The organism is Pseudomonas sp. NBRC 111119, from assembly GCF_001320125.1.
Lineage (GTDB): Bacteria > Pseudomonadota > Gammaproteobacteria > Pseudomonadales > Pseudomonadaceae > Aquipseudomonas > Aquipseudomonas parafulva.
In genome coordinates this window covers 65,265-89,799 of sequence record NZ_BCAV01000042.1, presented here as the reverse complement: position 1 = coordinate 89,799, position 24,535 = coordinate 65,265, and the positions used below count along the sequence as shown (strand labels likewise).

Below are 24,535 nucleotides of genomic sequence, written 5' to 3'. Positions count from 1 at the left end.
TATTCTCTCGCCAGTATCGGGCTTGCGGTCGCTTGCGCGTCATGGCCCTGGTACAGCCACTTCACTCTTGCGTCGTAGCCCTCAATGCCCCCAATACCCCAGATCGTCCAGCGCATCATCGAACTGCTCAAACGCTACCCGGGCGTCATTGCCCTGGGCGGTTTTCTGTCGGGTATCGGCAGCTTCATCCTGGTCGATCGGCAGGCTGGCCTGGCCAGCTGGGTAGCGGTGCTGTTGCTGGTCAGCTGGGTGTGGCTGATGTTGGAAAACACCCTGACCGGCCTGTTCGCCCGTACCTTCAAGCGTGAAATACCCCAGCCGCTGCTGCGTTACGCCACGCAGATGATCCACCAGGAATCGCTGTTCTTCGTCCTCCCGTTCTTCTTCATCACCACCACCTGGAACAGCGGCCAGCTGGTGTTCACCGGCCTGCTGGGTGTGGCGGGGCTGATCTCCATCATCGACCCGCTGTACTACCGGTGGCTCGCGCCCCGGCGCTGGCTGTTCATGGCGCTGCACACCTTCACCCTGTTCGCGGCACTGCTCACCGCGCTGCCAATCATCATGCACCTCACCACCGCGCAGAGCTTCAAGCTGGCGCTGATCGCTGCCATGGTGCTCTCGTTCCCGAGCCTGGCCAGCAGTTTCCCGATCAACAGCTGGCGGCGTGGCCTGGCCCTAGTGGTCATGACCCTGGTGGTGGGCGGCGGGGGCTGGTTGCTGCGCTCATGGGTACCCCCGGCCACCCTGTGGATGACCGAGGTTGCGGTCAGTACCGAGGTGATCAACCGCCAGCCCGGCGAACCGCTGGATGAAATCGCCGCCAGCCGTATCCGCAGCAGCGGCTTGTATGCCTATACCGCCATCAACGCGCCCCGCGGCCTGAACGAGCGCATTTATCACGTGTGGCAAAAGGACGGGCAGGAAGTGGACCGCATTGCCCTGGACATTCATGGCGGGCGCAAGGAAGGCTATCGGGCCTGGACGCACAAGCAGAACTTCCCGCCCAACCCGGTGGGAAGGTGGCAGGTAAGGGTGTTGACCGAGGATGGTCAGGTGATAGGGGTGTTGCGCTTCAAGGTAGTGGACGACGCGCAGGCGGGATAAGGCAATGGCGGGTGATCCGGCGCCCACATGCGCTATGATCAGCCCCTGAGCCCTAGCGCAGAGCCTGTAGCATGGAGCCGTTTTCACCCCCCAGCGCCACCCTCGATACATCCAGCCACCCGGCCTGCCTGCGCATCGCCGGTGACTGGACGCTGGCGCACTATGCCACCCTCAGGCGCCAGAGCCAGAGCTTGCGCACCCAGTACGGCGACGATGCCGTCGCCGACCTTAGCCAGCTGGGCCGCCTGGACACTGCCGGCGCCTCGCTGCTGGCCGAACTGCTGGGGGCGCAACGCCTGGCCCGCTGTACGGCTCAGTTGCCAGAGGCAAACCGCGCACTGCTGAACACCGTCTATACCTCGGTCGAAAACTACTGCATCCCGGTGAGGGAGCCTGAGCGCAATGCGCTGCTGATGCTGCTGGAACGCATCGGCTGCGCGGTGGGCACTTTGTGGCGGGATACCCTGCAGCTGCTTGGCTTCGCTGGTGTAATCCTGCAAACCCTGATGCGCCGGGCCCTGCAACCCCACCGCTGGCGCTGGACCCCCGTCGTTGCGCACATCGAGCAGACTGGCCTGGACGCTGCCCCCATCGTGGCCCTGCTCACGTTTCTGGTGGGGGCGGTGGTGGCCTTCCTCGGGGCCACGGTATTGGCAGACTTCGGCGCCACTATTTTCACCGTCGACCTGGTGGCTTTTTCATTCCTGCGCGAGTTTGCCGTGCTGCTTACCGCCATCCTGATGGCCGGCCGCACGGCCAGCGCCTTCACAGCGCAAATCGGCTCGATGAAAGCCAACGAGGAAATCGACGCCATCCGCACCCTGGGGCTCAACCCCATCGAATTGCTGGTGCTGCCCAGGGTGCTGGCGCTGCTGATCTCATTACCCCTGCTGACCTTCGTCGCCATGCTGTGCGGCATGGTCGGTGGCGCCGTGGTGTGCGCGTTGTCCCTGGATATTCCGCCGGCCATGTTCCTGTCGCTGCTGCAAACCGACATTGGCGTGCAGCACCTACTGGTAGGTTTGGTGAAAGCACCGTTCTTCGCGTTCCTGATTGCTGCCATCGGCTGCCTGGAAGGCTTCAAGGTCAGCGGCAGTGCCGAATCGGTAGGCGCGCACACCACTTCCGCGGTGGTGCAGTCGATTTTCGTGGTGATCGTACTGGATGCCGTTGCAGCACTGTATTTCATGGAGATGGGCTGGTGAGCACAGACAACACCGTCATCCAGGCCCGGGGTATCTGCAACCGTTTCGGGCAACAGGTGGTGCACGAAAACCTTGATCTCGACCTCTATCGGGGTGAAATTCTGGGGGTGGTGGGTGGCTCGGGCAGCGGCAAGTCGGTGCTGCTGCGCAGTATCGTCGGCCTGCGCCGCCCCGATGCAGGGCAGGTCAGGGTGTTTGGCCAGGACCTCGCCAGCCTGGGTGAAGAACAGCGCTCGGCCGTTGAAAGGCGTTTTGGCGTGCTGTTCCAGAAAGGCGCGCTGTTCTCTTCGCTGACCTTGACCGAGAACGTGGCATTGCCGCTGATCGAGCACGCCGGCCTGTCCCGTACCGACGCCGAACACCTGGCCGGGGTCAAGCTGGCCCTGGCCGGGCTGCCGATCTCGGCCGCCGACAAGTACCCGGCATCGCTGTCTGGGGGGATGATCAAGCGGGCGGCGCTGGCCCGTGCCCTGGCGCTGGACCCTGACATCCTGTTTCTTGACGAACCCACCGCAGGCCTGGACCCGATCGGTGCAGCCGCCTTCGACCAACTCATCCTGACCCTGCGTGACGCGCTGGGCCTTTCGGTGTTTCTGATTACCCACGACCTGGACACCCTCTACACCATTACTGACCGCATCGCGGTGTTGTCACAGAAGAAGGTGCTGGTGGCGGGCCCACTGGCAGAGGTTGCGCAACACCCCGACAGCTGGATCCAAGCGTACTTTCATGGCCCCCGCGGGCGCGCAGCCGAGCAGGCCGCCCTCCGTACCGGGCAGGAGCACTGAGCAATGGAAACCCGAGCCCATCACGTTCTCATCGGCCTGGTCACCGTCCTGGTGGTGGCCGGCGCCATGCTGTTCGGCCTGTGGCTGGCCAAATCCAGCGTGGACGATGCTTTCAAGGACTACGAGGTCGTGTTCAACGAAGCTGTGTCCGGGCTGTCCCGGGGCAGCGCCGTGCAGTACAACGGCATCAAGGTGGGCGATGTGTCCAGCCTGCGCCTGGACCCGAAAGACCCTCGCAGGGTCCTGGCGCGCGTACGCCTGAGTGCCGACACCCCCGTGAAGGAAGACACCCAGGCCAAGCTGACCCTGGCCGGGGTAACCGGTAACTCGTTCATCCAGCTGAGCGGTGGCACGCCCCAGAGCCCGGAGCTGAAGGGAAGGGACGGCCAGTTGCCGGTGATCATCGCCTCGCCGTCGCCCATTGCACGCCTGCTCACCGACGGCAGCGACCTGGTCACCAACATTAACCTGCTGCTGCACAATGCCAACCAGATGTTCTCCGAGGACAACATCGGCCATTTTGGCAACACCCTGGCCAACCTCGACAAGACCACAGGCGCATTGGCCGGGCAGCACGGCAGCATCACACAGGCCATCGAGCAGCTGGTACAGGCGGGCAAACAAGCCAGCGCCACCCTGGCCGAAACCCAGGCGCTTATGCGTAACGCCAATGGCCTGCTCAACAGTGAAGGGCGCCAGGCCATCGGCAGCGCCGAGCAGGCCATGCAGTCGCTGGCCCAGAGCACGGCCACCATCAACCGCCTGCTGCAGGACAACCGCGAAGCGCTCGACAACGGCGCCCAAGGCCTCGACCAGCTGACGCCGGCCATTCGTGAACTGCGTGAGACGCTGAATGCGCTCAAGGGCATTTCCCGGCAGCTGGAAGCCGACCCCAGCGGCTACCTGCTGGGCCGCGACAACCACAAGGAGTTTCAGCCATGAGCGCCACAATGCGCCTGCTGGGCGCGGCCGTGGCGATGAGCCTGGCCAGCGCCTGCTCGATCCTGCCGCACAGCGAGCCTGTCGACCTCTACCGCCTGCCAGTCGACCAGCCAAGCCGGGCGGTGCCAGCGGTGGAGTGGTCATTGCGCCTGAACAAGCCCCTGGCCAGCGAGGCGCTCGCCGGGCCACGAATTGCCGTCGTCCCCCACGGGAATGTAATCAGCAGCTACAAAGGGGCACGTTGGGCTGATGCCACCCCCATTCTGGTACGCAACCGCCTGCTCGATGGCTTCCAGCGGGACGGCCGCGTGCAGCGCCTGAGCGCTGACGACAGCAACCTGCAGGGCGACTTCGAGCTGGTGGGTGAATTGCTGGCCTTCCAGACCGAATACCGCCCGGGCGGGGCCGTGGAAGTGGTGGTTCGCTATGACGCGCGCCTGGTGCAAGGGCGCACCCAGCGCATCCTTGCCAGCAAGCGGTTCGAGGTGCACCAGCCGCTGGCTGACACGCAATTGCCAGCCGTCGTCGCCGGCTTCGGCCAGGCCAGCGACCAGCTGACCGGGCAAGTGGTGGGCTGGACCATCACCCAGGCCGGGGCCTGGCTTCAGGCAAAGAACCAGTAGCAGACGAAGATCGCCGCCACCACGCCGGAGAACTCGGCCAGCAACGCGCAACCGACCGCATGCCGGACGCGCTGGATACCCACCGCGCCAAAGTACACCGCCAGCACGTAGAAGGTGGTTTCGGTACTGCCCTGAATGGTCGCGGCCACCAGCGCCGGGAAACTGTCCACGCCCTGCGCCTGCATGGTCTCGATCAGCATGGCCCGCGCCGCGCTCCCCGAGAACGGTTTGACCAGCGCGGTGGGCAAGCCATCGACGAATCGCGTATCCAGGCCCAACCAAGTCACCAGGTGGCGGATACCGTCCAGGGCGATCTCTAGGGCGCCTGAGGCGCGCAGCACGCCAACCGCCACCAGCATTGCCACCAGATAAGGCAGCAGGTTCCTGGCCACGTCGAAGCCTTCCTTGGCGCCCTCGACGAAGGCTTCGTACACCTTCACCCGCTTCAGCGCACCGATGACCAGAAACAGCATGATGACCCCGAACAGGGTGAGGTTGCCCAGTATGGACGACAGGCTGGCCAGCGCAGCCGCCGACAAGGTGCCCAGAAACGCCATGAAGCCGCCCAGCAGCAAGGCACCGGGGATCAGATAGGCCAGCACCACCGGGTCCCACAGCCGCAGGCGCTGCATCACCGCCACGGACAACAGGCCCACCAGGGTCGAGACGCTGGTGGCCAGCAGAATGGGCAGGAACACCATGGTCGGGTCAGGTGCCCCTTGCTGGGCCCGGTACATGAAGATGGTCACGGGCAACAGGGTGAGCGAAGAGGCGTTCAGTACCAGGAACAGAATCTGTGCATTGCTCGCGGTAGTGCTGCTGGGGTTCAGCGCTTGCAGGGCCCGCATCGCCTTCAGGCCGATGGGTGTGGCAGCGTTGTCCAGGCCCAGGCCGTTGGCGGCGAAGTTCATGGTGATCAACCCCAGCGCCGGGTGCCCGGGGGGTACTTCAGGCATCAGCCGGGCGAACAGCGGGCCCAGCACCTTGGCCAGCCACTCGACGATACCGGCCTGCTCGGCAATTTTCAGAAAGCCCAGCCACAGGGTGAGGGTGCCGAACAGCAACACCATCACCTCGACCGACAGTTTGGCCATGGCGAAGATACTCTCGACCATCGCCGCGAAGATGCCAGCGTTGCCACCTACCAGCCATTGGGCCATGGCAGACACTGCTGCCACCAGGAAAAAGCCGAGCCAAAGGCCGTTGAGCATCCGCGTGTACCCCCTGAAAAATGCCCGAATGATAGCGGAAGTTGCCCCTAACGGCTTCACCCCTGGTAGGGCCGGCTTGCCGGCCATAGCGCCAACTGCACCCTACAGCCCTTACAGACAGCAAAAAGCCCCGACAAGTCGGGGCTTCTGTTCAAGCAACCATCACGCTCAGCGCTTGACGGGCTCGCCAACCACCGCAGCCTGCTGTTTTTCGGCAACCAGCGAGGCGTAGTACTGCTCGCCCTTGGCCGCATCGTACATGCCTTCCCAACGGGAGATCACCAGCGCCGCCAGGGCGTTGCCGATCACGTTCAGCGCAGTACGGGCCATGTCCATGATGCGGTCGACACCGGCAATGAAGGCCAGGCCTTCCAGCGGGATGCCCACGCTGCCCAGGGTAGCCAGCAGCACCACGAACGACACGCCCGGCACGCCCGCGATACCCTTGGAGGTCACCATCAGGGTCAGCACCAGCAGCAGCTGCTGGCTCCACGACAGGTCGATACCGTACAGCTGGGCGATGAAGATGGCCGCAATGCTCTGGTACAGGGTCGAGCCATCGAGGTTGAAGGAATAGCCGGTTGGCACCACGAACGAGCAGATCGACTTCGGCGCGCCGTACTTCTCCATCTTCTCGATCACCCGCGGCAGCACGGTTTCCGAGCTGGAGGTGGAGTAGGCCAGGATCAGCTCATCTTTCATGATGCGCATGATCTTGATCACCGAGAAACCAAACAGCCGCGCCACCAGGCCCAGCACCATGAAGGCGAAGAAGGCGATGGCGAAGTACACCAGCAGCACCAGCTTGGCCAGCGGCAGCAGCGAGCTGAAGCCGAAGTTGGCCACGGTCACGGCAATCAGGGCAAACACACCGATCGGGGCGTAGTTCATGATCATGTGAGTGACCTTGAACATGGTTTCCGAAACGGCCTGGAAGGTGCGCACCAACGGGTCGCGCAGCTCTGCCTGCAGGCTGGAGAGGCCCAGGCCGAACATCACCGAGAAGAAGATGATCGGCAGCATTTCGCCACGCATCAGCGCTGCAAAGATATTCGACGGGATCAGGTTGAGCAGGGTTTCGATGAAGGCATGCTCATGCTGCACCTCAGCCGCGGTTGCCTGGTACTTGGAAATGTCCACGGTACCCAAGGTACTCATGTCGATACCGGCACCTGGGTGGAACAGGTTGGCCAGCACCAGGCCCACGACGATGGCAATGGTGGTGACGACTTCGAAATACAGAATGGTCTTGAGGCCGATACTGCCCAGCTTTTTCGCATCGCCAACCCCGGCGATACCCACGATCAACGACGAAATCACGATCGGGACGACGATCATCTTGATCAGGCGAATGAAGATGTCACCAGCTGGCTGGAGGACGTTGCTGATCCACCATGCCTTTTCCGCACTGAAGTGATTCAGTAGCGCACCGACTGCAACGCCCAGCAGCAGACCGATGACGATCTGCCAGGCGAGGCTCAGTTTTGCCTTCTTCATGTCTTTACCCTTTGTTCTAGTGGTCATGCCACCTCACGGAAACCCGCAGACCCTGCCATCGGCAAACTCCGGCGGTAACGCCCTCCGCAAGGCAACGTGTTGTAAGGACAGCGCAGGCGGGCGTGAGGGCGCCCTGGCCGGCGAAAAAGGCGGCAACTATTGCGATGGCAAAAGGGGAAATCTAATGCCTGAAATGCATAGCCCATACCGATAAGGCATAAGGATTTCAGCGTTATTGAGCGCTGCAATGAGCCTGGATGGTCCGCGTTCGGGATACCGAACAAGGCCATAGCGCCAAATCAAGGCAGAAATGACAGTAGCGGAAGGTAGGAAGATTCGGCTTGTTCGACAATCCGAATGGCAAAAATGCCACCCGAATGAATGAAGGACAGGGCGAAAAAAAACTGATGTACGGTTGAGACAAAATGTGTCTTCAAACAATAAACGTGCAAGCCCAGCGCGACGGGCTCCTCGGAAGCCAGGCCTGCCATGAGCCTTTCCATGGCACCCAGCCTGACGCTTCCGATTCCGCCTTTTCCTGACCCGGCCCACTGAGTGGAGGCACTCCCTGTACCCCTAGGCCGCTCCGACCCTGCAACAGCCAGAACAGCCCGGCCCCATGGTCATGTGCTGCTCCTCCTCGGAGCGGCGCATCATGGAAGGCTGACACTATAGGGCCGTTCAGCTTCCATTTCGTGACAGTGCAGGGCGTTTTGCCCGCACCGTCAGCAAACAATCAATACCAGTTCGGGTCACGCTTGAGCTGGTCCTGCAACAACGCCTTCATGCCGTCATCCGGCTTGCCGAACCAGGTGTACTTGGCGTGACGGGTCGGCGACTTGTCGCTTGGCAGGCCCTCAGGCACTTCCACCAACATGCCGTAGGCATCATCCTTGTCCCAGCTCACTGCCACGATCAGGCGCTTGTAAGTGCAGTTGTTGTCTGACTCGCACAGCGGGCCGACCAGGTACTTGTCGCCATCTTTGGTCAACGCCGACATTTGCTGAGACGAACTGCCCGACAGGTTGATTACCCATTCCGGCAGGTTTTCCTTGCCCTTGATCGCGTCGTGCCAGGCTTCCCTGTAATTGGCGTCGGTCCCCAGCAGCTGGTTCACACGCAGTTGGCCATCATTGGCCGCCACCGCCGCGCCAGTGGCGCTCAACAGCAGAGCGCCAGCCAGAACGTTACGCAACAGGCTGCCCATTACCGTCGACCACGTCCAAAGAAGAAGGAAGCGACGAACAGAACCAGGAAGACGATGAACAGGATCTTGGCAATCCCTGTAGCAGCGCCCGCGATGCCACCAAAGCCCAGAACTGCAGCGACGATAGCGATGATGAGGAAAGTGATAGCCCAGCTCAGCATGGTGATTCTCCTTTCTTTTTGACGGCAGTGTGGGTCAGAACACCCAACGATCCTGAGGTACGACGTGTTCAACGGTGGCCGGTGAAGCGGCTTTGCCTTGCGAAGGCAGCTGTTCCGCTGCCTTTACCAGGTTACTGGCCCGCGTCGATTGGATCTGGGACAGCAAGGCGGTTTGCGCCGCCACCTGATCCGCAAGGCGGGCTGTTTGAACGCTGTAGTAGAAGAGGCCGGCTGCCAAAGTCAGCACCACCGCAACCCCCAGCGACAAGATTTGGCGCAGAGGCAGTGCAGCGACTTGCGAGTGGTTGACGGGTTGGCGGCTCATGCTGGCTCTCCTGCTGTAATTTTTTGTCCAGACCTGAACAAGTAATTGCAGCCTGCGTGCCAGCTTTTAAATCACTAGAAAAACCTTATAAATCAATAACTTAAAATATTGAACCAATCAACACCGGGACGTATCCTGCACGATGCCCGATTTACCTCCGTGCGAAATGCACGATCAGCCTTCCACCTTCGTCGCGACCTTGAGCATGTCTGCATCCACGCCACGCACGCCGATGATCTGCCGGGCGATCTCAGAGGCGATGGTTTTTTGCTCAGGGCTGACCACCTCACCCGACAAGCGCACCATCCCTTCCTCGCTCACGACCTTGAGGTTGAGGCCATCCAGGTTGCGGCTGAAGCGGTAACTGCTCTGGATCTTGTCGACGATCCAGCCATCACTGGGTTGCGGCCCGCTGGGCAGGCCTACCGGTGCAGTCCTGGCCTTGGCCATGGCTGCAGTGTCCAGGCTGACCAGGTTGTTGACCAGGTAAACGCCGTCGGTAGTGCGCGCCACTACCCCCGCCAGCTCCTTGGCCTCGGTGCTGTCCACCCGGCCACGCAGCGTTACCACGCCGTTGTCGCTGTTCACCTCGATAGGCGCTTTTTCGGTGACGCGGCTCCAGGATAAACGCGCCCTGATCACAGCTGCCAAGGTGGCGTCCTCCACACGCCGGGCGTAGGCACGCAGCTCAAGCGGGCGTTCGACCAGGCTCGCGTTCACCTGCAACTGGTTCTGCACCTTGTCGATGCCGGAGGTGGCCAAGGCGACATCCTCGGCCAACCGACGCTCGACAGCATTTTCCACCTCACCCGACAGCTGCGCCTGAGCACCGTCCACCTCGACCTTGATGCGGTACGGGTTCAGCACCGGGTTAAGCGACAGTGCAGTTTGCAACGCCCCCTGCAGGCGGGCATCGTGCACGGCGTCAGCGGCTGCAGGGTGCGCAATTGCCAGCAAGCTGACACCCAAGGCCAAGGCGCGGAAAGGAAATGGCATGGCTTTCTCCCTTTTTGTAGGCAAAATCTGTAATTCATCGCAACCAATGTGCCAAGCGCTGCCTCTAAGCAAATCACCGGCAGATTGCGGCTTTCAGGCATCATTCGGCCATTTGCTAGCATGCAAAGGGCAGAATCCTTCAGAATTGACCATGCAACTTGCCCGATTTTTCCCACACTAAACAAAGATATTTCCCTAAGGAGCGCAGGTAATGGAATCAGCCCAGGACAAACAAGGCCGGATTCTGCTGGTGGATGACGAGTCCGCGATCCTGCGCACGTTCCGTTATTGCCTGGAGGACGAGGGCTACAGTGTCGCCACCGCCAACAGCGCATCCCAGGCAGATACCCTGTTGCAACGCCAGGTGTTCGACCTGTGCTTCCTCGACTTGCGCCTGGGTGAAGACAATGGCCTGGACGTGCTGGCACAGATGCGCATCCAGGCCCCGTGGATGCGCGTGGTCATCGTGACCGCACATTCCGCCATCGACACGGCAGTGGATGCGATCCAGGCCGGCGCTGCCGACTACCTGGTCAAACCCTGCAGCCCGGACCAACTGCGCCTGGCCACCGCCAAGCAATTGGAGGTGCGACAACTCTCGGCACGCCTGGAAGCCCTGGAAGGCGAGGTGCGCAAGCCCAAGGACGGCCTGGACTCGCACAGCCCGGCCATGATGGTGGTACTCGAAACTGCCCGGCAGGTGGCCACCACCGATGCCAACATCCTGATCCTCGGTGAATCGGGTACCGGTAAAGGTGAACTGGCCCGCGCCATCCACGGCTGGAGCAAACGTGCCCGCAAGGCCTGCGTCACCATCAACTGCCCATCGCTGAACGCCGAGCTGATGGAGAGCGAGTTGTTCGGCCACACCCGCGGTGCGTTCACCGGTGCCAGCGAAAGCACCCTGGGCCGGGTCAGCCAGGCGGACGGCGGCACCCTGTTCCTCGACGAGATCGGTGACTTCCCGCTGACCCTGCAACCCAAGCTGTTGCGCTTTATCCAGGACAAGGAATACGAACGCGTCGGTGACCCGGTTACCCGCCGCGCCGACGTGCGCATCCTTGCCGCCACCAACCTCAACCTTGAAGAAATGGTGCGGGACGGGCGTTTCCGAGAAGACTTGCTGTACCGCCTCAACGTAATCACCCTGCACCTGCCGCCGCTGCGCGAGCGCAGCGAAGACATCCTGACCCTGGCAGATCGGTTCCTGGCCCGCTTCGTGAAGGAGTATTCGCGCCCAGGCCGCGGCTTCAGTGACGAAGCACGGGCGGCCCTGCTGAACTACCGTTGGCCAGGCAACATCCGTGAATTGCGCAACGTGGTGGAGCGGGCGAGCATCATCTGCCCACAGGAAAAAGTTGAAATCAGTCACCTGGGCATGGGCGAGCAACCTGCGGGCAATGCACCGCGGGTAGGGGCCGCCCTGAGCCTGGACGAGCTTGAGCGCGCCCACATCGGCGCCGTGCTGGCGGCCAGCGATACCCTCGACCAGGCAGCCAAGACCCTGGGCATCGATGCATCGACCCTGTACCGCAAGCGCAAGCAGTACAACCTGTGAAATGGCCAACCATGAAGCTGCGCACGCGGCTGTTCCTCAGCATATCGGCGCTGGTCACCGTGGCGTTGCTTGGGTTGCTGCTGGGGCTGGTCAGTGTGCTGCAGATGGCCTCGGTGCAACAGCAACTGGTGCGCGACACTACCCACTCGCTGGAGGTAGGCCTCAAGCTGCGCCAGAACCTGGGTAACCAGTTGATTCAGATCCTCGATGAAAAGCCTGCCGGTGAGAACCTTCAGGTGCTGCAGGAGGACTTCCAGCAGCTACTCGGCCAAGGGGTAGCCCAGGGCAGCGAGCGCGAAGGCTTCATCAAAGCCAGCGCGCATTATCAGGACTTCCTCAAGGCCTACCGCGAGAGCGCTACGCCTTCGCGCAGCATGGGCGTGGACCAACCGTTGGGCGCTGCTTTCAACCAGGTCCGCACCGACCTCATCGACGCCCACAAGCAGGCCTTGCAATACATCAGCCGCAGTGAAGAGCAATCCCGTGACCGGGCGCTCCTGGTCAGTGGCACCCTCGGCCTGATGGGCCTGGTGGTGCTGGTGCTGGGCTTCATCACCGCGCACAACATTGCCCGGCGCTTTGGCCAGCCCATCGAGGCCCTGGCCAAGGCAGCAGACCAGCTGGGCAAAGGCAATTTCGATGTCACGCTGCCGGTAACCCAGGCCAGCGAGCTCAACCAGCTCACCCGCCGGTTCGGGCTGATGGCCGATGCCCTGCGCAAACACCAGGCGACCAATGTGGACGAGTTGCTGGCAGGCCAGCAACGCCTGCAGGCCGTACTCGACAGCATCGACGACGGGCTGCTGATCATCGACCGGCAAGGCCTGCTGGAACACCTCAACCCCGTCGCCCAGCGCCAGCTGGGCTGGACCGACAGCCGGGTCGGCAGCAGCCTGGCCGAAGCCCTGCAACGCCCGGAGCTGGAGCAACAGTTGCGCCAGGTACTGCGCGGCGGCAGCCTGGACCGGCCACCCGACGACCTGAACATGGAGGTGGACGAGGAGACACGCCTGCTCACCTACAGCCTCACCCCTGTCAGCCACCCGCAAGGGCCTATTCTGGGCGCGGTGATGGTGCTGCACGATGTTACCGAGCAGCGCGCCTTCGAGCGGGTGCGCAGCGAATTCGTGCTGCGCGCCTCCCATGAGCTACGCACCCCGGTCACGGGCATGCACATGGCCTTCGGGCTGCTGCGCGAGCGGGTGTCGTTTCCACCCGAAGCTCGCGAGAACGACCTGCTGGACACCATCGGCGAAGAAATGCAGCGCCTGACCCAGCTGATCAACGACCTGCTCAACTTCAGCCGCTACCAGAGCGGCTTGCAAAAGCTGGAGCTTGCGCCCTGCACCGTCGACGAACTGCTGGAGCGTGCCCAGGCGCGCTTCGCCGAACAGGCGGGGCAGAAAGACATCGAACTGGTGCTGGCCCTGGAGCCCCCGCTGCCGCGTATACAGGCCGACCTCGCCCAACTCGACCGGGTGCTGGACAACTTGCTGCACAATGCCATCCGCCATACCCCGCAGGGCGGGCGTATCCGCCTGCACGCCCGCCGGCATGCAGAGCGGGTCATCGTCAGTGTCGAGGATAATGGCGAAGGCATCGCCTATGGGCAGCAGGGCCGCATCTTCGAACCCTTCGTGCAGGTGGGGCGCAAGAAAGGCGGCGCCGGCCTGGGCCTGGCGCTGTGCAAGGAAATCGTGCAATTGCACGGGGGCCGCATGGGCGTGTTTTCCCGGCCGGGGCAGGGCACGCAGTTCTATATGGCCTTGCCGGTGTAATCCACAGGGTTAACGCTGCCGCCCATGCGGCAGCTTCCCCCGCGTTACCAGCTCGGCGAACTGCCGGGCAGTGAGGGCCTTGGCGAACAACCAGCCTTGGCCGTAGTTCACCCCTTCACTGAGCAGCAGCAACGCCTGGTCCTCGCGCTCGATCCCTTCGGCGATCACTCGCAGGTGAAGGTCATGGGCCATGCGGATAATGTGCGGCGCAACCCCACTGCTCGCGGCATCGTGCCCGAGGGCACCAATGAATGCCTTGTCGATCTTCAGGCAATCAACCGGCAGGGTTTGAAGGTACGCCAGGCTGCAGTAGCCAGTGCCGAAGTCGTCGATCAGCACCTGGTGCCCCTCCGCACGCAGCGTCTGCAGGTTGTCGCGTGCCACTACCACGTCGATCAGGCCGCGCTCGGTGACCTCGAAGGCAATCTGGCTGGCATCAACCCGGTGCAACGCCAGCAGCCGCGCCGCCACCTCGCCGATACGCGGCACCATGACGTCACACGCCGCCAAGTTTACCGAGATGTACAACTTTGGGTGCGACCTCAGCAGCGCGCCCAGTTGCTCCAGCACGCGCTGCAAGACGAAATCGGTGATCTGGCGGATCTGGCCGGTATTTTCGGCCAGCGGTATGAACAGGTCGGGGCTGGTAAGGGTGCCATCAGGCCGGCGCCAGCGCACCAACGCCTCGGCCCCCACACAGCGCCGGGTGTCGAGCTGGAAGATGGGCTGGTACAGCACCTGCAACTGGCCACGGCGCAGGGCATGTTGCAGCTCCGAGCTCATCGAACGGCGTTGCTGTATCAGCTGCAGCACCAGCCAGCCAATGCAACAGGCCCCCAGCACACTGCCCGGGAACAGCAACCACAAGGTGCCGTTCATTCTCAGCGGCAGGCTGGCGCGTGGGGCGATCAGTACAAGCTGATAATCGGGCGACTTGGTCGGCATGCGATAGATCAGGCGATCGCTGAACTCCAGCAGCGTCTTGTGGCTGCTGGACCACACCGACGGCGGCGGCCATACCTGGGCCGGGCCAAGCACGGGTATCGCCCGCGCACCGTTGTCCAGCACCACCAACAGGCTGCCCCCCGGGGGCAAGTCCACCACATCGGTCAGGTGCCCCCGCGAGGTGGACACCAGAAACTTGCCACGGCCCAGCATCAACGCCGCCAGGTTTTCGTCAGGCTCGGTGGTTGTATTAAGCCAGTAGCTGTAGACCGGGCCCTTGATGTCCGGCGCACGCAGCGGTACGAATGCACGCTCGTCTCCCCGGTTGGAGCAGGCCGAATTGCCGTCCACGTAAGCCGCTTCGTAGATGAACCGTGAACTCAGGCCAACCCGTTGCAGGGCAGCCAGCATGGCTGGGCTGCAGCCGCGCACGGATTGCGCCTGCAGTAAATCGACGCCTTCACGCAACTGGCCGAACACCTGCTCCAGGCGTTCGAGAAAGCGCTCGCCCTGGGCGTTCATCTGCTCGGTTTCGCTCTGCTTCATCTGTTGCAAGGCAACACCGATGCTGGCGGTAAGCAGCAGGGCAGCACTGGCCAACGCTGCCAATGTGGCCAGCATCCAGGGATGGTTGAAAATTTGGCGCAGCGTAGCGGTGGTGTCCGGCATCGAAGGCATCCAGTTGATTACCAAGGTATAGCAACTGGATCAGGATTTACCTTCGCCGTTTGGCGCTTCGCCCGAGCACGGCCTGGCCGCCTGGGCAGTGGGCCTTAGCGGGTACGGTTCAACACCTGCAATATCGCCGCCGTCTGGGCGTCCGGCAGGCCGTCGAAGCGCTGCGGCCGGAACCGCATCTGGAAGGCCGCAAGCACATGCCGGGTGGCCACATCCAACACGCCGGTCTGCTCGATGGCGTAACCAAAGCGCGCCAGTTCCTGCTGGTACCAGCCGACACCAGGCGGGTTGACGTCGAAGTAGGCTTGCTGGCGTGCAACCGCGTTTGCATCGGGCCAGATACCCAGGCCCTCGTCGGCCAGGCGCTTCCACGGGAACATCGGGCCTGGGTCGAGCTTACGCAACGGGGCGATGTCGCTATGGCCGATGATGTGCTTTGGCTCGATGTTGTTGCGCTTGACGATGTCCTTCAACAGCGCGATCAGTGACTGGATCTGCGCTTCGCTGTAAGGGTGCCACACCCGGCCTGCGGGCGTGTCGGTGAAGCCCGGGTTGACGATTTCGATCCCGATCGAGGATGAGTTCAGCCAGGTACGGCCCTGCCACTGGCTGTCGCCCGCGTGCCAGGCGCGGCGGTTTTCGTCTACCAGTTGATAAACCGTACCTGGCCCGTCGCCGATCAGGTAGTGGCTGCTGACCTCGCCATGGGTGAGCAACGCCAATGAGCGCTCCAGCGATGCATTGGTGTAATGCAGCACCACGAACTGGATACGGTTGTCCTGGTTGGCTGAGGGGTGGCTGCGGTCGATACGCAGGCCCGTCGAGCATCCGGCCAGGGTGAACAGCAGCAAAGTGATCAGCGTTGTTTTCAGCGTGGAAAGCACATCGGTGGCCTCAGCAAATGAGCGCTACAGTATAACGTGCTCCATGACCGCGCGCTCGCGGGTCTAGGAGCCTCTGATCAGCCTTGCTCGATGCGGTTTCGCCCCTGTTCCTTGGCCCGGTAGAGCGCTGCATCGGCACGCTTGAGCACTTGGTCGCCGTGCTCGCCGGCCCGGAACGCACTCAGGCCGATGGAGGTGGTAATGACCACCCGCTCCCCCTTGAAATGGAACGGGCAGGCCTGCACGGCGGCGCGCATGGCCTCGGTGACCTCCAGTGCCTGCGCGGGTGTGGTCTGCGGCAGCAGCAGGACAAACTCCTCGCCGCCGAAGCGGGCAATGAAATGCCGGCCGCGCAAGCGCTTGCGCAGTTGATCGGCAACGATCTTCAACACCTTGTCACCGGCCAGGTGCCCATAGCTGTCGTTGATCCGCTTGAAATGATCCAGGTCGAGAATGGCCATGGCCAGGTGACCACCGTGCGCCTGCCACGCCTGCACTTCGGCATCGAGCTGCTCGCTCCACGCGGCGCGGTTGGGCAGGCCGGTCAGCGGGTCCAGCAGGGCCTTCTGGCGCTGTTCTTCCAGGTGCTCGCGATAGCCAAGGGCTTCCTGTTCCATGCTGGCCACCCGCTCGGACAACCCGTGCAGGCGGCCCGCCAGCTCCTGCTCGCGGCGGTCGCGTTCATGCTTGTGCTGGTCCATGGTGACCAGCAGGCTTTCGAGTCGGCTGTCCAGTGCCTGCTTGAGGCTCACCACATCGGCGGCGCACTGAACATCGCTCTGCAGGCCGCCCACATGTTCACGCAACTGGTTATCCAGCTCCTGCGCTGCGCTGCTGTTGTCGGCATGGCCGGCGCTGGCCTGATGCAAATAGTCGTGAAAACCTTCCAGGCGCTCGTTGAGCAGTTGCAGGTAGGTTTCGAATTCGTGCTGCCCGCTGTCGGTGATGGCCAGCAACAGAACGGCAAGGTCATCGAGCACCGGTATCAGCTCGTACCAGTTAAGCCCGCGCGCTACCCGGTCGCGCATGGCCTGCGCCTGAGCCTTGTGTCGCTCCGGCAGGCTGAGGTCATCCAGCAGGCCGATCAGGGTCTGCTCGATGTGCGCGGCCACTTGGCTGTAGGGCGGTTCTACCGCGTAGGGCAGGGCGTAGGCCTCATCGGCGGATTCTCCGCTTTCCAGCGGGTGGGGCTCAGGCGTTGGAGCGGTTGGCGGTGGGGTGGCGGCTACGGGACGTTCTGGCAACGGGTCGTTGGCAGGTTGGACTGCGGGCTGGGCAGCAGTATCGACCTCAGGGGCATGCGCGACATCGAATGCATCGATGCTGTGCGGCGCCGGGGCCTGGGCAAGCGCCGATGGCGGCTCGATGAGCGGCGCTGGTGATGCTGGCGCTTCCGGTGCGGGTGCTGGAGATGGGGCTGGGGCTGGGGCTGGGGCTGGGGCTGGATCAGCCTCAGGCACCGGGGCCACAGGCACCTCGTCATCACGGCCCTTGAACAGGCGCTGCAGGAACCCCCCACGCGGCTCACCAGCCGACTTGCCCAACGCTGAAAGCGCACGCTCCTGCAAACCGCTCAACTCGCCCAACAGCGGCGGCAGGTCACGCGATTGGCTCACCCCTGCTTCCAGGCGCTTAGCCAGCTTTTTCAACGGCCGGGACACATCGCTGGAAAGGGGCAGGCCTTGCAGTTGCCCTACCAGCGAGGTCAGTGCATCACCCACTTGGTTCATGCGTGTTTCGCGGCGCTGCTCAGAGTCCAGCACCGCCTTCTCCAGCCGCGGAATGAGCCCGGCCAGCCCGGCGTCCATATTGTCGCCACGGATCACCTCGCGCATTTCCTTCATGCACTGGTCCACGATCTTGTCGCTGCCTTCAGCGGCCAGGGTACTGCGCACCAGGCCACGGCGCAGCAAGTCGAGGCGAGCCTCCCAACGCCGCTCGAGCTTCTCCTGCTGCTCGATGCTCTTGAGGTATTTTTCTTTCCAGCGCTCGGCTTCTTCGGTCATGCCTGTGTCCGCACGGGTGATACAACTGGGGCTGTCTGATACACACTGTCGGCGCACACCCCGGGCACTTTAGGGCATGCACAGCTTCAGTTGATTCAGCTCAAGGCCGGCAGCGTATCCACAGTCAATGCATCAGGCAATCGGATCTCGACAGCGACCGGAAGGTGGTCGGAGATCGGTTGGGGCAGCACCTCCACGCGCTCCAGCGTCAGGCTGGGGCTGAGCAGAATGTGGTCCAGGCAACGCTGGGGGCGCCAGCTGGGGAACGTGGCCTCCACCTGCGGGGCAATCAGGCCAAGGTCGCGCAACGGCGAATGCTCGAGCAGGTCCGTGGCATGGGTGTTCATGTCCCCCATCAACACCTGGTGGCGATAACCGCCAATCAGCTCGCGGATATAGGCAAGCTGCAGGGCCCGGGTCTTGGCACCCAACGCCAGGTGCATCATGACCACGATCAACGCATCCTCACCCTCACCGAAGCGCACCAGAATGGCACCCCGCCCGGCGGGGCCGGGCAGTGGATGGTCTTCGAGCTGGTGCGGTTTAAGGCGGCTTAGCACGCCATTGCTGTGTTGGGCAAAGCGGCCAAGGTTGCGATTGAGTTGCTGGTACCAGTAGGGGAAAGCGCCCAACTGCGCCAGGTGCTCGACCTGGTTGATGTAGCCGGAACGCATGCTGCCGCCGTCGGCTTCCTGCAAGGCCACCAGGTCGAAGTCGCTGAGCAGTTGGCCAATCTTCTGCAGGTTACCGGCGCGCCCGGTGTGTGGCAGCAGATGTTGCCAACTGCGGGTCAGGTAGTGCCGGTAGCGTTCGGTGCTGATGCCCACCTGAATATTGAAGCTGAGCAGCCGCAGGCGACCATCCTCGGGCAGGCCAGGGGCCTGCAGGTGATGCTCGTTGACCTGCGGCTGGTGCAGGCCAATGCCACGCGTTGACCGGAAGCGGGGCATGGTAGCGCCGCCTACTTGGCGGCGCGCTCCTTGTCGATCAGCTGGTCGGCAACGTTCAGTACGGCCTCGGCGCCGCCGGCGGTACCCAGGTCGAAGCGATACTTGCCGTTGACGATCATGCTCGGTACGCCAGTGATTTCGTACTTCTTCGCCAGCTCTTTGGCCTGGTTGACCTGGCCTTTGATGGCGAACGAGTTGAAGGTGGCCAGGAACTTGTCCTTGTCCACGCCTTGGGTCGCCAGGAAGTCCGCCATGTCCTGTGGATCGGTCAGGCGCTTGCGCTGGTTCTGGATAGCATCGAAGACGGCAGCATGCACTTTATGCTCGACACCCATGGCTTCGAGGGTGAGGAACATCTGGCCATGGGCATCCCACGGGCCGCCGAACATAGCGGGGATACGCTTGAAGTTGACATCCTTGGGCAATTTTTCCACCCAAGGGTTGATCACCGGCTCGAAGCTATAGCAGTGCGGGCAGCCATACCAGAACAGCTCGACCACTTCGATCTTGCCAGGGACGGAAACCGGAACAGGGTTGCTCAGCACCAAATATTCCTTTCCGGCAACAGGCTCTGCGGCCTGGACGGCAGTCATACCGAATACGCTGGCAGCGACCAGCGCAGCGCTGAGAATCAGTTTACGCATGCTTTACTCCTGAGCAGTCATGGGTCGCCGCGACGCGACCTGCACTGAGACAGGCCGGGAAGGGCTCAAGTTCTGTAGTGTAACGGCTGCGGGCGAAAAAAAGGGCGGCCGCACCGCCCTTTCATCATTGGCTGGCAACATTAACCGAATGTTAATGCAGGCCCTGGATATAGCTGGCCAGGGCTTCGATGTCATGGTTGCTCAGCTTGCCGGCGATGGTGCGCATGGTCATGGCATCGCCGTCGTTGGTGCGGTTGCCTTCGCGGAAGTCGGTGAGCTGCTTGCTCACGTACTGCGCGTGCTGGCCGCTCAGGTGCGGGAAGCCGGCAAGCGCAATACCGGCGCCGTTGGGGGAGTGGCAGCCGGTGCAGGCAGGCATGCCCTTGTCGAGGTCACCGCCATTGAACAGTGCGCGGCCGCGTTCGACCAGCGCCGGGTCAGCAGCCCCCACGCTGCCTTTCTGGCTGGCGAAGTACGCGGCGATATCGGCCAGGTCCTGGTCACTGAAAGCGGCCAGCATGCCGGTCATCTCCAGCACGGTACGCTTGCCGGACTTGATATCGTGCAGTTGTTTTTCGAGGTAGCGCTGGCCTTGGCCAGCCAGTTTCGGGAAGTTCGGTGCCAGGCTATTGCCGTCGGGGTTGTGGCAGGCGCCACAGACGGCGGTCTTGGCCTGGCCCGCGGCAGCATCGCCCATGACAGGTTGTGCAGCAGTGGCCGCACCTGCGACACCCAGGGTCAACAGCAGACTCACGACTAGTTTGTTCATCAGCTAATCCAACACGGCTAAGGGTGAAATGTTATGTATCGGGACTGCCACTCATCCAAAGGATGACCAAACGGTAGTCCTCGGCACTGCAGTCCATGCACAATCCACGCGGCGGCATAGCCTTGAAACCCTGGGTCACGTGCCTTACCAGTACCTCCATGCCCTGCGCCAGCCTTGGCTCCCACGCTACCCGGTCGCCCTGCCTGGGCGCCTGTAGCAACTGCCCGGCGTGACAGGCCGCACACGTGCGGTTGTACAACACCTCGGGATCCTGTGTAGCCTGTGCGCTGAAAACCGGCAGAAACATACCGACAGCAAGCAGCCATTTCGCCATGCGGAACGACCTTCAGGGTTGGGGGCCGCGCTGCGTTCTGTTGCGCGAGCTATTGATCGACACCCCATGCCCGTTCCCCTACGTTGGGAGAATGAGCACACAAAAACTGGGGCATTATATACTTCCGCCGTCCAAACGGAAACGACACCGCTTGCCAGGCTCGGGCCAATCGAGCCAGGCAACACCCACATCGGATATCCCATGCAAGTCAAGAACCCCATCCTCGGCCTGTGCCAGAAAGCCCAATTCGCCCTCAGCGCCGCCAAGGTCGAACAATGCCCCGACGACCAGGGTTACGAGGTGGCTTTCGCCGGCCGGTCCAATGCCGGCAAGTCCAGCGCCCTCAACACCCTGACCCACGCCAGCCTGGCACGCACCTCGAAAACCCCGGGCCGCACTCAGTTGCTGAACTTTTTCAGTCTGGACGATGAACGGCGTTTGGTCGACTTGCCGGGCTATGGCTATGCCAAGGTGCCGATCCCGCTCAAGCAGCACTGGCAAAAGCACCTGGAGGCCTACCTGGGCAGCCGCGAATGCCTGCGCGGCATCATCCTGATGATGGACGTGCGCCACCCGATGACCGACTTCGACAAGATGATGCTCGACTGGTCCAAGGCCAGCAGGATGCCCATGCACATCCTGCTGACCAAGGCCGACAAGCTGACCCACGGCGCGGCCAAGAACACCCTGCTGAAAGTGCAGTCGGAAATCAGGAAAGGCTGGGGCGATGGCGTGACCATCCAGCTGTTCTCGGCGCCCAAGCGCCTGGGCGTAGAAGACGCCTACCGCGTGCTGGCCGGCTGGATGGAGCTGGAAGACAAGCCTGCGGTGTAACGCTTTGCCAAATCGCAGGCAAAAAAAACCCCGGACTTCGTATGGGGAGGGGGAAGTTCGGGGTTCAAGTCCGGACCGCTAGGGCGGGGTCCAGGTATCTGCCAACACTTAACACAACATAGGAGCATCGAAAGGCTTCACCAGCCATTCAGCACCTCTGAGTCGCAGTTCACCCTTTAAGTTCCTGACCGCTGCTCCAATTTGTGCGCTGTTTCATGAAATGCCATCGGCCACCGAGGTGGCCGGCATCCAGGCATGCGGCGATAAGTCGCAGAGGCTCGTGAGTTTTAACCGCTCGATCAGTGCGCTTCGTCCCAGTTCGCGCCCACACCCGCTTCAACCAGAAGGGGTACGTCGAGTTTCGCGGCGTTGCTCATGTGCAGGCGAATTTCATCTTTGACCTGTTCAACCAGGTCCTCGCGCACCTCCAGCACCAGTTCGTCGTGGACCTGCAGGATCACCCGGGCGTCCAGCCCACTCTCGCTCAGCCAGCTGTCCACATTGACCATCGCCCGCTTGATGATGTCTGCGGCAGTGCCCTGCATGGGGGCGTTGATCGCCGTCCGTTCGGCGCCTTTGCGCAGGGCGGGGTTTTTGGCGTTGATGTCGGGCAAGTACAGCCGGCGGCCGAACAGGGTTTCGACGAAGCCCTGCTCCGCCGCCTGGGCGCGGGTGCGCTCCATGTAGGCCAGCACGCCAGGGTAGCGGGTGAAATAGCGATCGATGTAGTCCTGGGACTGCTTGCGGTCCACGCCGATCTGCTTGGCCAGGCCAAACGCGCTCATGCCGTAGATCAGCCCGAAGTTGATCGCCTTGGCGCTGCGGCGCTGGTCGTTGGTCACCTGTTCGAGCGCCACGCCAAACACCTCTGCCGCCGTGGCCCGGTGCACGTCCAGGTCATTCTGGAAGGCATGCAGCAAGCCCTCATCCTTGGCCAGGTGGGCCATGATGCGCAGCTCGATCTGCGAATAGTCGGCAGCCAGCAGCTTGTAGCCGGGGCTGGCGATGAACGCCTGGCGGATGCGCCGTCCCTCGGCAGTACGAATGGGGATGTTCTGCAGGTTCGGGTCGCTGGACGACAACCGGCCGGTGGCCGCCACTGCCTGCTGGTAGGAGGTGTGAATGCGCCCGGTGCGCGGGTTGATCTGCCCTGGCAGCTTGTCGGTGTAGGTGCTCTTGAGCTTGCTCAGGCTGCGGTACTGCATCAGCACCTCAGGCAAGGGGTAGCCTTGCATCGCCAGGTCGTCGAGCACCGCCTCGGCGGTGGACGGCTGGCCCTTGGCGGTTTTGCTCAATACCGGCATGCCCAGCTTGTCGTACAGAATCGCCCCCAGCTGTTTGGGCGAGCCGAGGTTGAACTGCTCGCCGGCCAGCTCGAAGGCGCGTTGCTCCAGCTCGGCCATCTTCACGCCCAGCTCACCGCTTTGTACCTGCAACAAGGCCGCGTCCACCAGGGCGCCCTGGCGCTCGATCTTGGCCAGCACCGGTACCAGCGGCATTTCGATGTCCATCAGCACCGGTTGTACACCGGGGGTTTGCCCCAGCCGTGCCTGCAACGCCTGGTGCAGGCGCAGGGTGATATCGGCATCTTCGGCCGCATAGGGGCCCGCCTTGTCCAGGTGGATCTGGTTGAAGGTGAGCTGCTTCGCGCCCTTGCCGGCGATGTCCTCGAAGGCAGTGGTGGTGTGGCCCAGGTACTTCTGCGCCAGGCTGTCCATGTCGTGCCGGGTAGCGGTGGAATTGAACACGTACGACTCAAGCATGGTGTCGTAGGCAACACCCTGCATGTGGATGGCGGGCGAGCCGTTGGCCAGGATGTTGATATCGTATTTGGCGTTCTGCCCTACCTTGGCCTTGGTTGGGTCTTCCAGCAGGGGTTTCAGTGCCAGCAGCACGGCCTCGCGCTCCAGCTGGGCGGGCGCCCCCTCGTAGTCGTGCATCAAGGGCACATAAGCGGCTTCGTGGGGTTCCACGGCAAACGAGATGCCCACCAGCTGCGCCCGCTGGGCATCCACGCTGGTGGTTTCGGTGTCGAACGCGATCAGTGGCGCGTTGCGCAGTTTTTCCAGCCAGGCATCGAAGCGGGCCTGATCGAGGATGGTTTCGTACTTTGCCTCGACGACCGCCGCCGGCGCTTGCACGGGGGCTACTTCATCACCTGCGCGGGCGGCGTCGCGCTGCACATCGGCCACCCAGCTCTTGAATTCCATCTCGGTGTACAGCGCCAGCAGCGCCTCGCGGTCCGGCTCGCCGCACACCAGGGCGTCCACTTCGATGTCCAGCGGCACGTCGATCTTGATGGTGGCCAGTTCATACGACAGGAACGCCGCGTCGCGGTGTTCCTCAAGCTTGGCGGGCAGGCTCTTGGCGCCACGGATGGCCAGGGTGGGTACCTTGTCCAGGTTGGCGTACAACTCGCTGAGCCCGCCACCGATACCGGTCAGCAGGCCGGCGGCGGTCTTTTCACCTACGCCCGGTACGCCTGGAATGTTGTCGACCTTGTCGCCCATCAGGGCCAGGAAGTCGATGATGTGCTCGGGCCCGACGCCAAACTTCTCATGCACGCCAGCTACGTCCAGCACACTACCGGTCATGGTGTTGACCAGGGTAATGTGCCCGTCCACCAGCTGCGCCATGTCCTTGTCGCCCGTGGAGATGATGACCGGCCGACCAAGCGCGGCACTGCTGCGGGCTAGGGTACCGATCACGTCGTCAGCCTCCACCCCCTCGACGCACAACAGGGGGTAGCCCAAGGCCTTGACGCTGGCGTGCAAGGGCTCGATCTGCACCCGCAGGTCGTCAGGCATGCTCGGGCGGTTGGCCTTGTAATCGGCATACAAGGTGTCGCGGAAGGTGCCGCCCTTGGCGTCGAACACCACGGCGAAGAGGCTTTCGGGGTACTGCCTGCGCAGGCTCTTGAGCATGTTCAGCACACCCTTCACCGCGCCAGTCGGCATGCCCTTGGACGTGGTCAGGGGCGGCAGCGCATGAAAGGCACGGTACAGGTAGGAGGAACCGTCCACCAGGACGAGGGGCGCTTGGCTCATGTGCAGAATCAACCTTTTCGACGGGTCCGGCGCTAGAATAGCCAGA

22 protein-coding genes are annotated in these 24,535 nt (G+C 62.8%); 8 read left to right on the top strand and 14 right to left on the bottom strand.

Translation table 11 applies throughout. The annotated features are described in order from the left end of the window. Window positions 1-84: 84 nt before the first annotated feature. The 5 genes from APH25_RS16325 (at window position 85) to APH25_RS16305 (ending at window position 4,665) form a co-directional block, all read left to right on the top strand. Window positions 85-1,107 carry a DUF5924 family protein gene (locus APH25_RS16325; protein WP_060482625.1) on the top strand — a complete coding sequence of 341 codons (1,023 nt, stop codon included), beginning with the start codon at window positions 85-87 and terminating at the stop codon, window positions 1,105-1,107. A 71-nt stretch (window positions 1,108-1,178) separates the two neighbouring features. Next, entirely contained in the window at window positions 1,179-2,312 is a 1,134-nt protein-coding gene (locus tag APH25_RS16320) for an ABC transporter permease (protein ID WP_060482624.1), read from the top strand. Beyond that, the gene (locus tag APH25_RS16315) at window positions 2,309-3,100 is read left to right on the top strand and encodes an ABC transporter ATP-binding protein (protein ID WP_060482623.1); all 792 of its coding nucleotides are present in this window, start codon (window positions 2,309-2,311) and stop codon (window positions 3,098-3,100) included. Before APH25_RS16320 ends, APH25_RS16315 begins: the two co-directional genes overlap by 4 nt. 3 nt (window positions 3,101-3,103) lie before the next feature. Further along, a complete protein-coding gene (locus APH25_RS16310) occupies window positions 3,104-4,042 on the top strand; it encodes an MlaD family protein (RefSeq protein WP_060482622.1) in 939 nt (312 codons plus the stop codon). Continuing rightward, window positions 4,039-4,665: an ABC-type transport auxiliary lipoprotein family protein gene (locus APH25_RS16305; RefSeq protein WP_060482621.1), complete on the top strand. Its 627-nt coding sequence runs from the start codon at window positions 4,039-4,041 to the stop codon at window positions 4,663-4,665. Before APH25_RS16310 ends, APH25_RS16305 begins: the two co-directional genes overlap by 4 nt. Here the strand turns inward: APH25_RS16305 and APH25_RS16300 are convergent. The 6 genes from APH25_RS16300 to APH25_RS16275 form a co-directional block, all read right to left on the bottom strand. Further along, window positions 4,647-5,876 carry a nucleoside recognition domain-containing protein gene (locus tag APH25_RS16300; protein ID WP_060482620.1) on the bottom strand — a complete coding sequence of 410 codons (1,230 nt, stop codon included), beginning with the start codon at window positions 5,874-5,876 and terminating at the stop codon, window positions 4,647-4,649. The genes APH25_RS16305 and APH25_RS16300 overlap by 19 nt on opposite strands. A 168-nt stretch (window positions 5,877-6,044) precedes the next feature. Then, on the bottom strand, window positions 6,045-7,373 hold the full coding sequence (gltP, locus tag APH25_RS16295) for a glutamate/aspartate:proton symporter GltP (RefSeq protein ID WP_060482619.1): 1,329 nt from the start codon (window positions 7,371-7,373) through the stop codon (window positions 6,045-6,047). A gap of 736 nt (window positions 7,374-8,109) precedes the next feature. Next, window positions 8,110-8,580: an inhibitor of vertebrate lysozyme family protein gene (locus tag APH25_RS16285; RefSeq protein ID WP_060482617.1), complete on the bottom strand. Its 471-nt coding sequence runs from the start codon at window positions 8,578-8,580 to the stop codon at window positions 8,110-8,112. Next, window positions 8,580-8,741 carry a DUF1328 domain-containing protein gene (locus APH25_RS25040; RefSeq protein ID WP_023532363.1) on the bottom strand — a complete coding sequence of 54 codons (162 nt, stop codon included), beginning with the start codon at window positions 8,739-8,741 and terminating at the stop codon, window positions 8,580-8,582. Before APH25_RS25040 ends, APH25_RS16285 begins: the two co-directional genes overlap by 1 nt. Window positions 8,742-8,775: 34 nt before the next feature. Further along, on the bottom strand, window positions 8,776-9,066 hold the full coding sequence (locus APH25_RS16280; RefSeq protein WP_028633111.1) for a hypothetical protein: 291 nt from the start codon (window positions 9,064-9,066) through the stop codon (window positions 8,776-8,778). Window positions 9,067-9,240: 174 nt separating this feature from the next. Beyond that, window positions 9,241-10,062, bottom strand: coding sequence for a BON domain-containing protein (locus APH25_RS16275; protein WP_060482616.1), 822 nt, complete (start codon window positions 10,060-10,062; stop codon window positions 9,241-9,243). Between the two features lie 211 nt (window positions 10,063-10,273). Here APH25_RS16275 and algB point away from each other — a divergent pair, with 211 nt between their 5' ends. Further along, window positions 10,274-11,620, top strand: coding sequence for a sigma-54-dependent response regulator transcription factor AlgB (algB, locus tag APH25_RS16270; protein ID WP_028633113.1), 1,347 nt, complete (start codon window positions 10,274-10,276; stop codon window positions 11,618-11,620). 11 nt (window positions 11,621-11,631) lie between these two features. Next, window positions 11,632-13,398, top strand: a complete 1,767-nt coding sequence (locus APH25_RS16265) for a KinB sensor domain-containing domain (RefSeq protein ID WP_060482644.1) — start codon at window positions 11,632-11,634, stop codon at window positions 13,396-13,398. 9 nt (window positions 13,399-13,407) lie between these two features. Here APH25_RS16265 and APH25_RS16260 read toward each other — a convergent pair whose 3' ends face one another. The 7 genes from APH25_RS16260 to APH25_RS16230 form a co-directional block, all read right to left on the bottom strand. Continuing rightward, window positions 13,408-15,012 carry an EAL domain-containing protein gene (locus tag APH25_RS16260; protein ID WP_060482615.1) on the bottom strand — a complete coding sequence of 535 codons (1,605 nt, stop codon included), beginning with the start codon at window positions 15,010-15,012 and terminating at the stop codon, window positions 13,408-13,410. A 104-nt stretch (window positions 15,013-15,116) separates the two neighbouring features. Next, the gene (locus tag APH25_RS16255) at window positions 15,117-15,905 is read right to left on the bottom strand and encodes an N-acetylmuramoyl-L-alanine amidase (protein ID WP_060482614.1); all 789 of its coding nucleotides are present in this window, start codon (window positions 15,903-15,905) and stop codon (window positions 15,117-15,119) included. A gap of 77 nt (window positions 15,906-15,982) precedes the next feature. Beyond that, window positions 15,983-17,911: a GGDEF domain-containing protein gene (locus tag APH25_RS16250; RefSeq protein WP_060482613.1), complete on the bottom strand. Its 1,929-nt coding sequence runs from the start codon at window positions 17,909-17,911 to the stop codon at window positions 15,983-15,985. Window positions 17,912-18,006: 95 nt separating this feature from the next. Next, window positions 18,007-18,861 (bottom strand): endonuclease/exonuclease/phosphatase family protein, encoded by an 855-nt coding sequence (locus tag APH25_RS16245; protein ID WP_060482612.1) that lies wholly within the window; start codon window positions 18,859-18,861, stop codon window positions 18,007-18,009. Window positions 18,862-18,872: 11 nt separating this feature from the next. Next, on the bottom strand, window positions 18,873-19,505 hold the full coding sequence (dsbA, locus tag APH25_RS16240) for a thiol:disulfide interchange protein DsbA (protein WP_060482611.1): 633 nt from the start codon (window positions 19,503-19,505) through the stop codon (window positions 18,873-18,875). 151 nt (window positions 19,506-19,656) lie between these two features. Next, window positions 19,657-20,274, bottom strand: coding sequence for a cytochrome c (locus APH25_RS16235; RefSeq protein WP_028633120.1), 618 nt, complete (start codon window positions 20,272-20,274; stop codon window positions 19,657-19,659). 31 nt (window positions 20,275-20,305) lie between these two features. Continuing rightward, a complete protein-coding gene (locus APH25_RS16230; RefSeq protein WP_060482610.1) occupies window positions 20,306-20,608 on the bottom strand; it encodes a cytochrome c5 family protein in 303 nt (100 codons plus the stop codon). Window positions 20,609-20,809: 201 nt separating this feature from the next. On the opposite strand from APH25_RS16230, the gene yihA reads away from it, so the two are divergent. Next, window positions 20,810-21,442: a ribosome biogenesis GTP-binding protein YihA/YsxC gene (gene yihA, locus APH25_RS16225; RefSeq protein WP_028633122.1), complete on the top strand. Its 633-nt coding sequence runs from the start codon at window positions 20,810-20,812 to the stop codon at window positions 21,440-21,442. A gap of 299 nt (window positions 21,443-21,741) precedes the next feature. Here the strand turns inward: yihA and polA are convergent, their stop codons facing one another. Beyond that, on the bottom strand, window positions 21,742-24,489 hold the full coding sequence (gene polA, locus APH25_RS16220) for a DNA polymerase I (protein ID WP_060482609.1): 2,748 nt from the start codon (window positions 24,487-24,489) through the stop codon (window positions 21,742-21,744). Window positions 24,490-24,535: the final 46 nt, after the last annotated feature.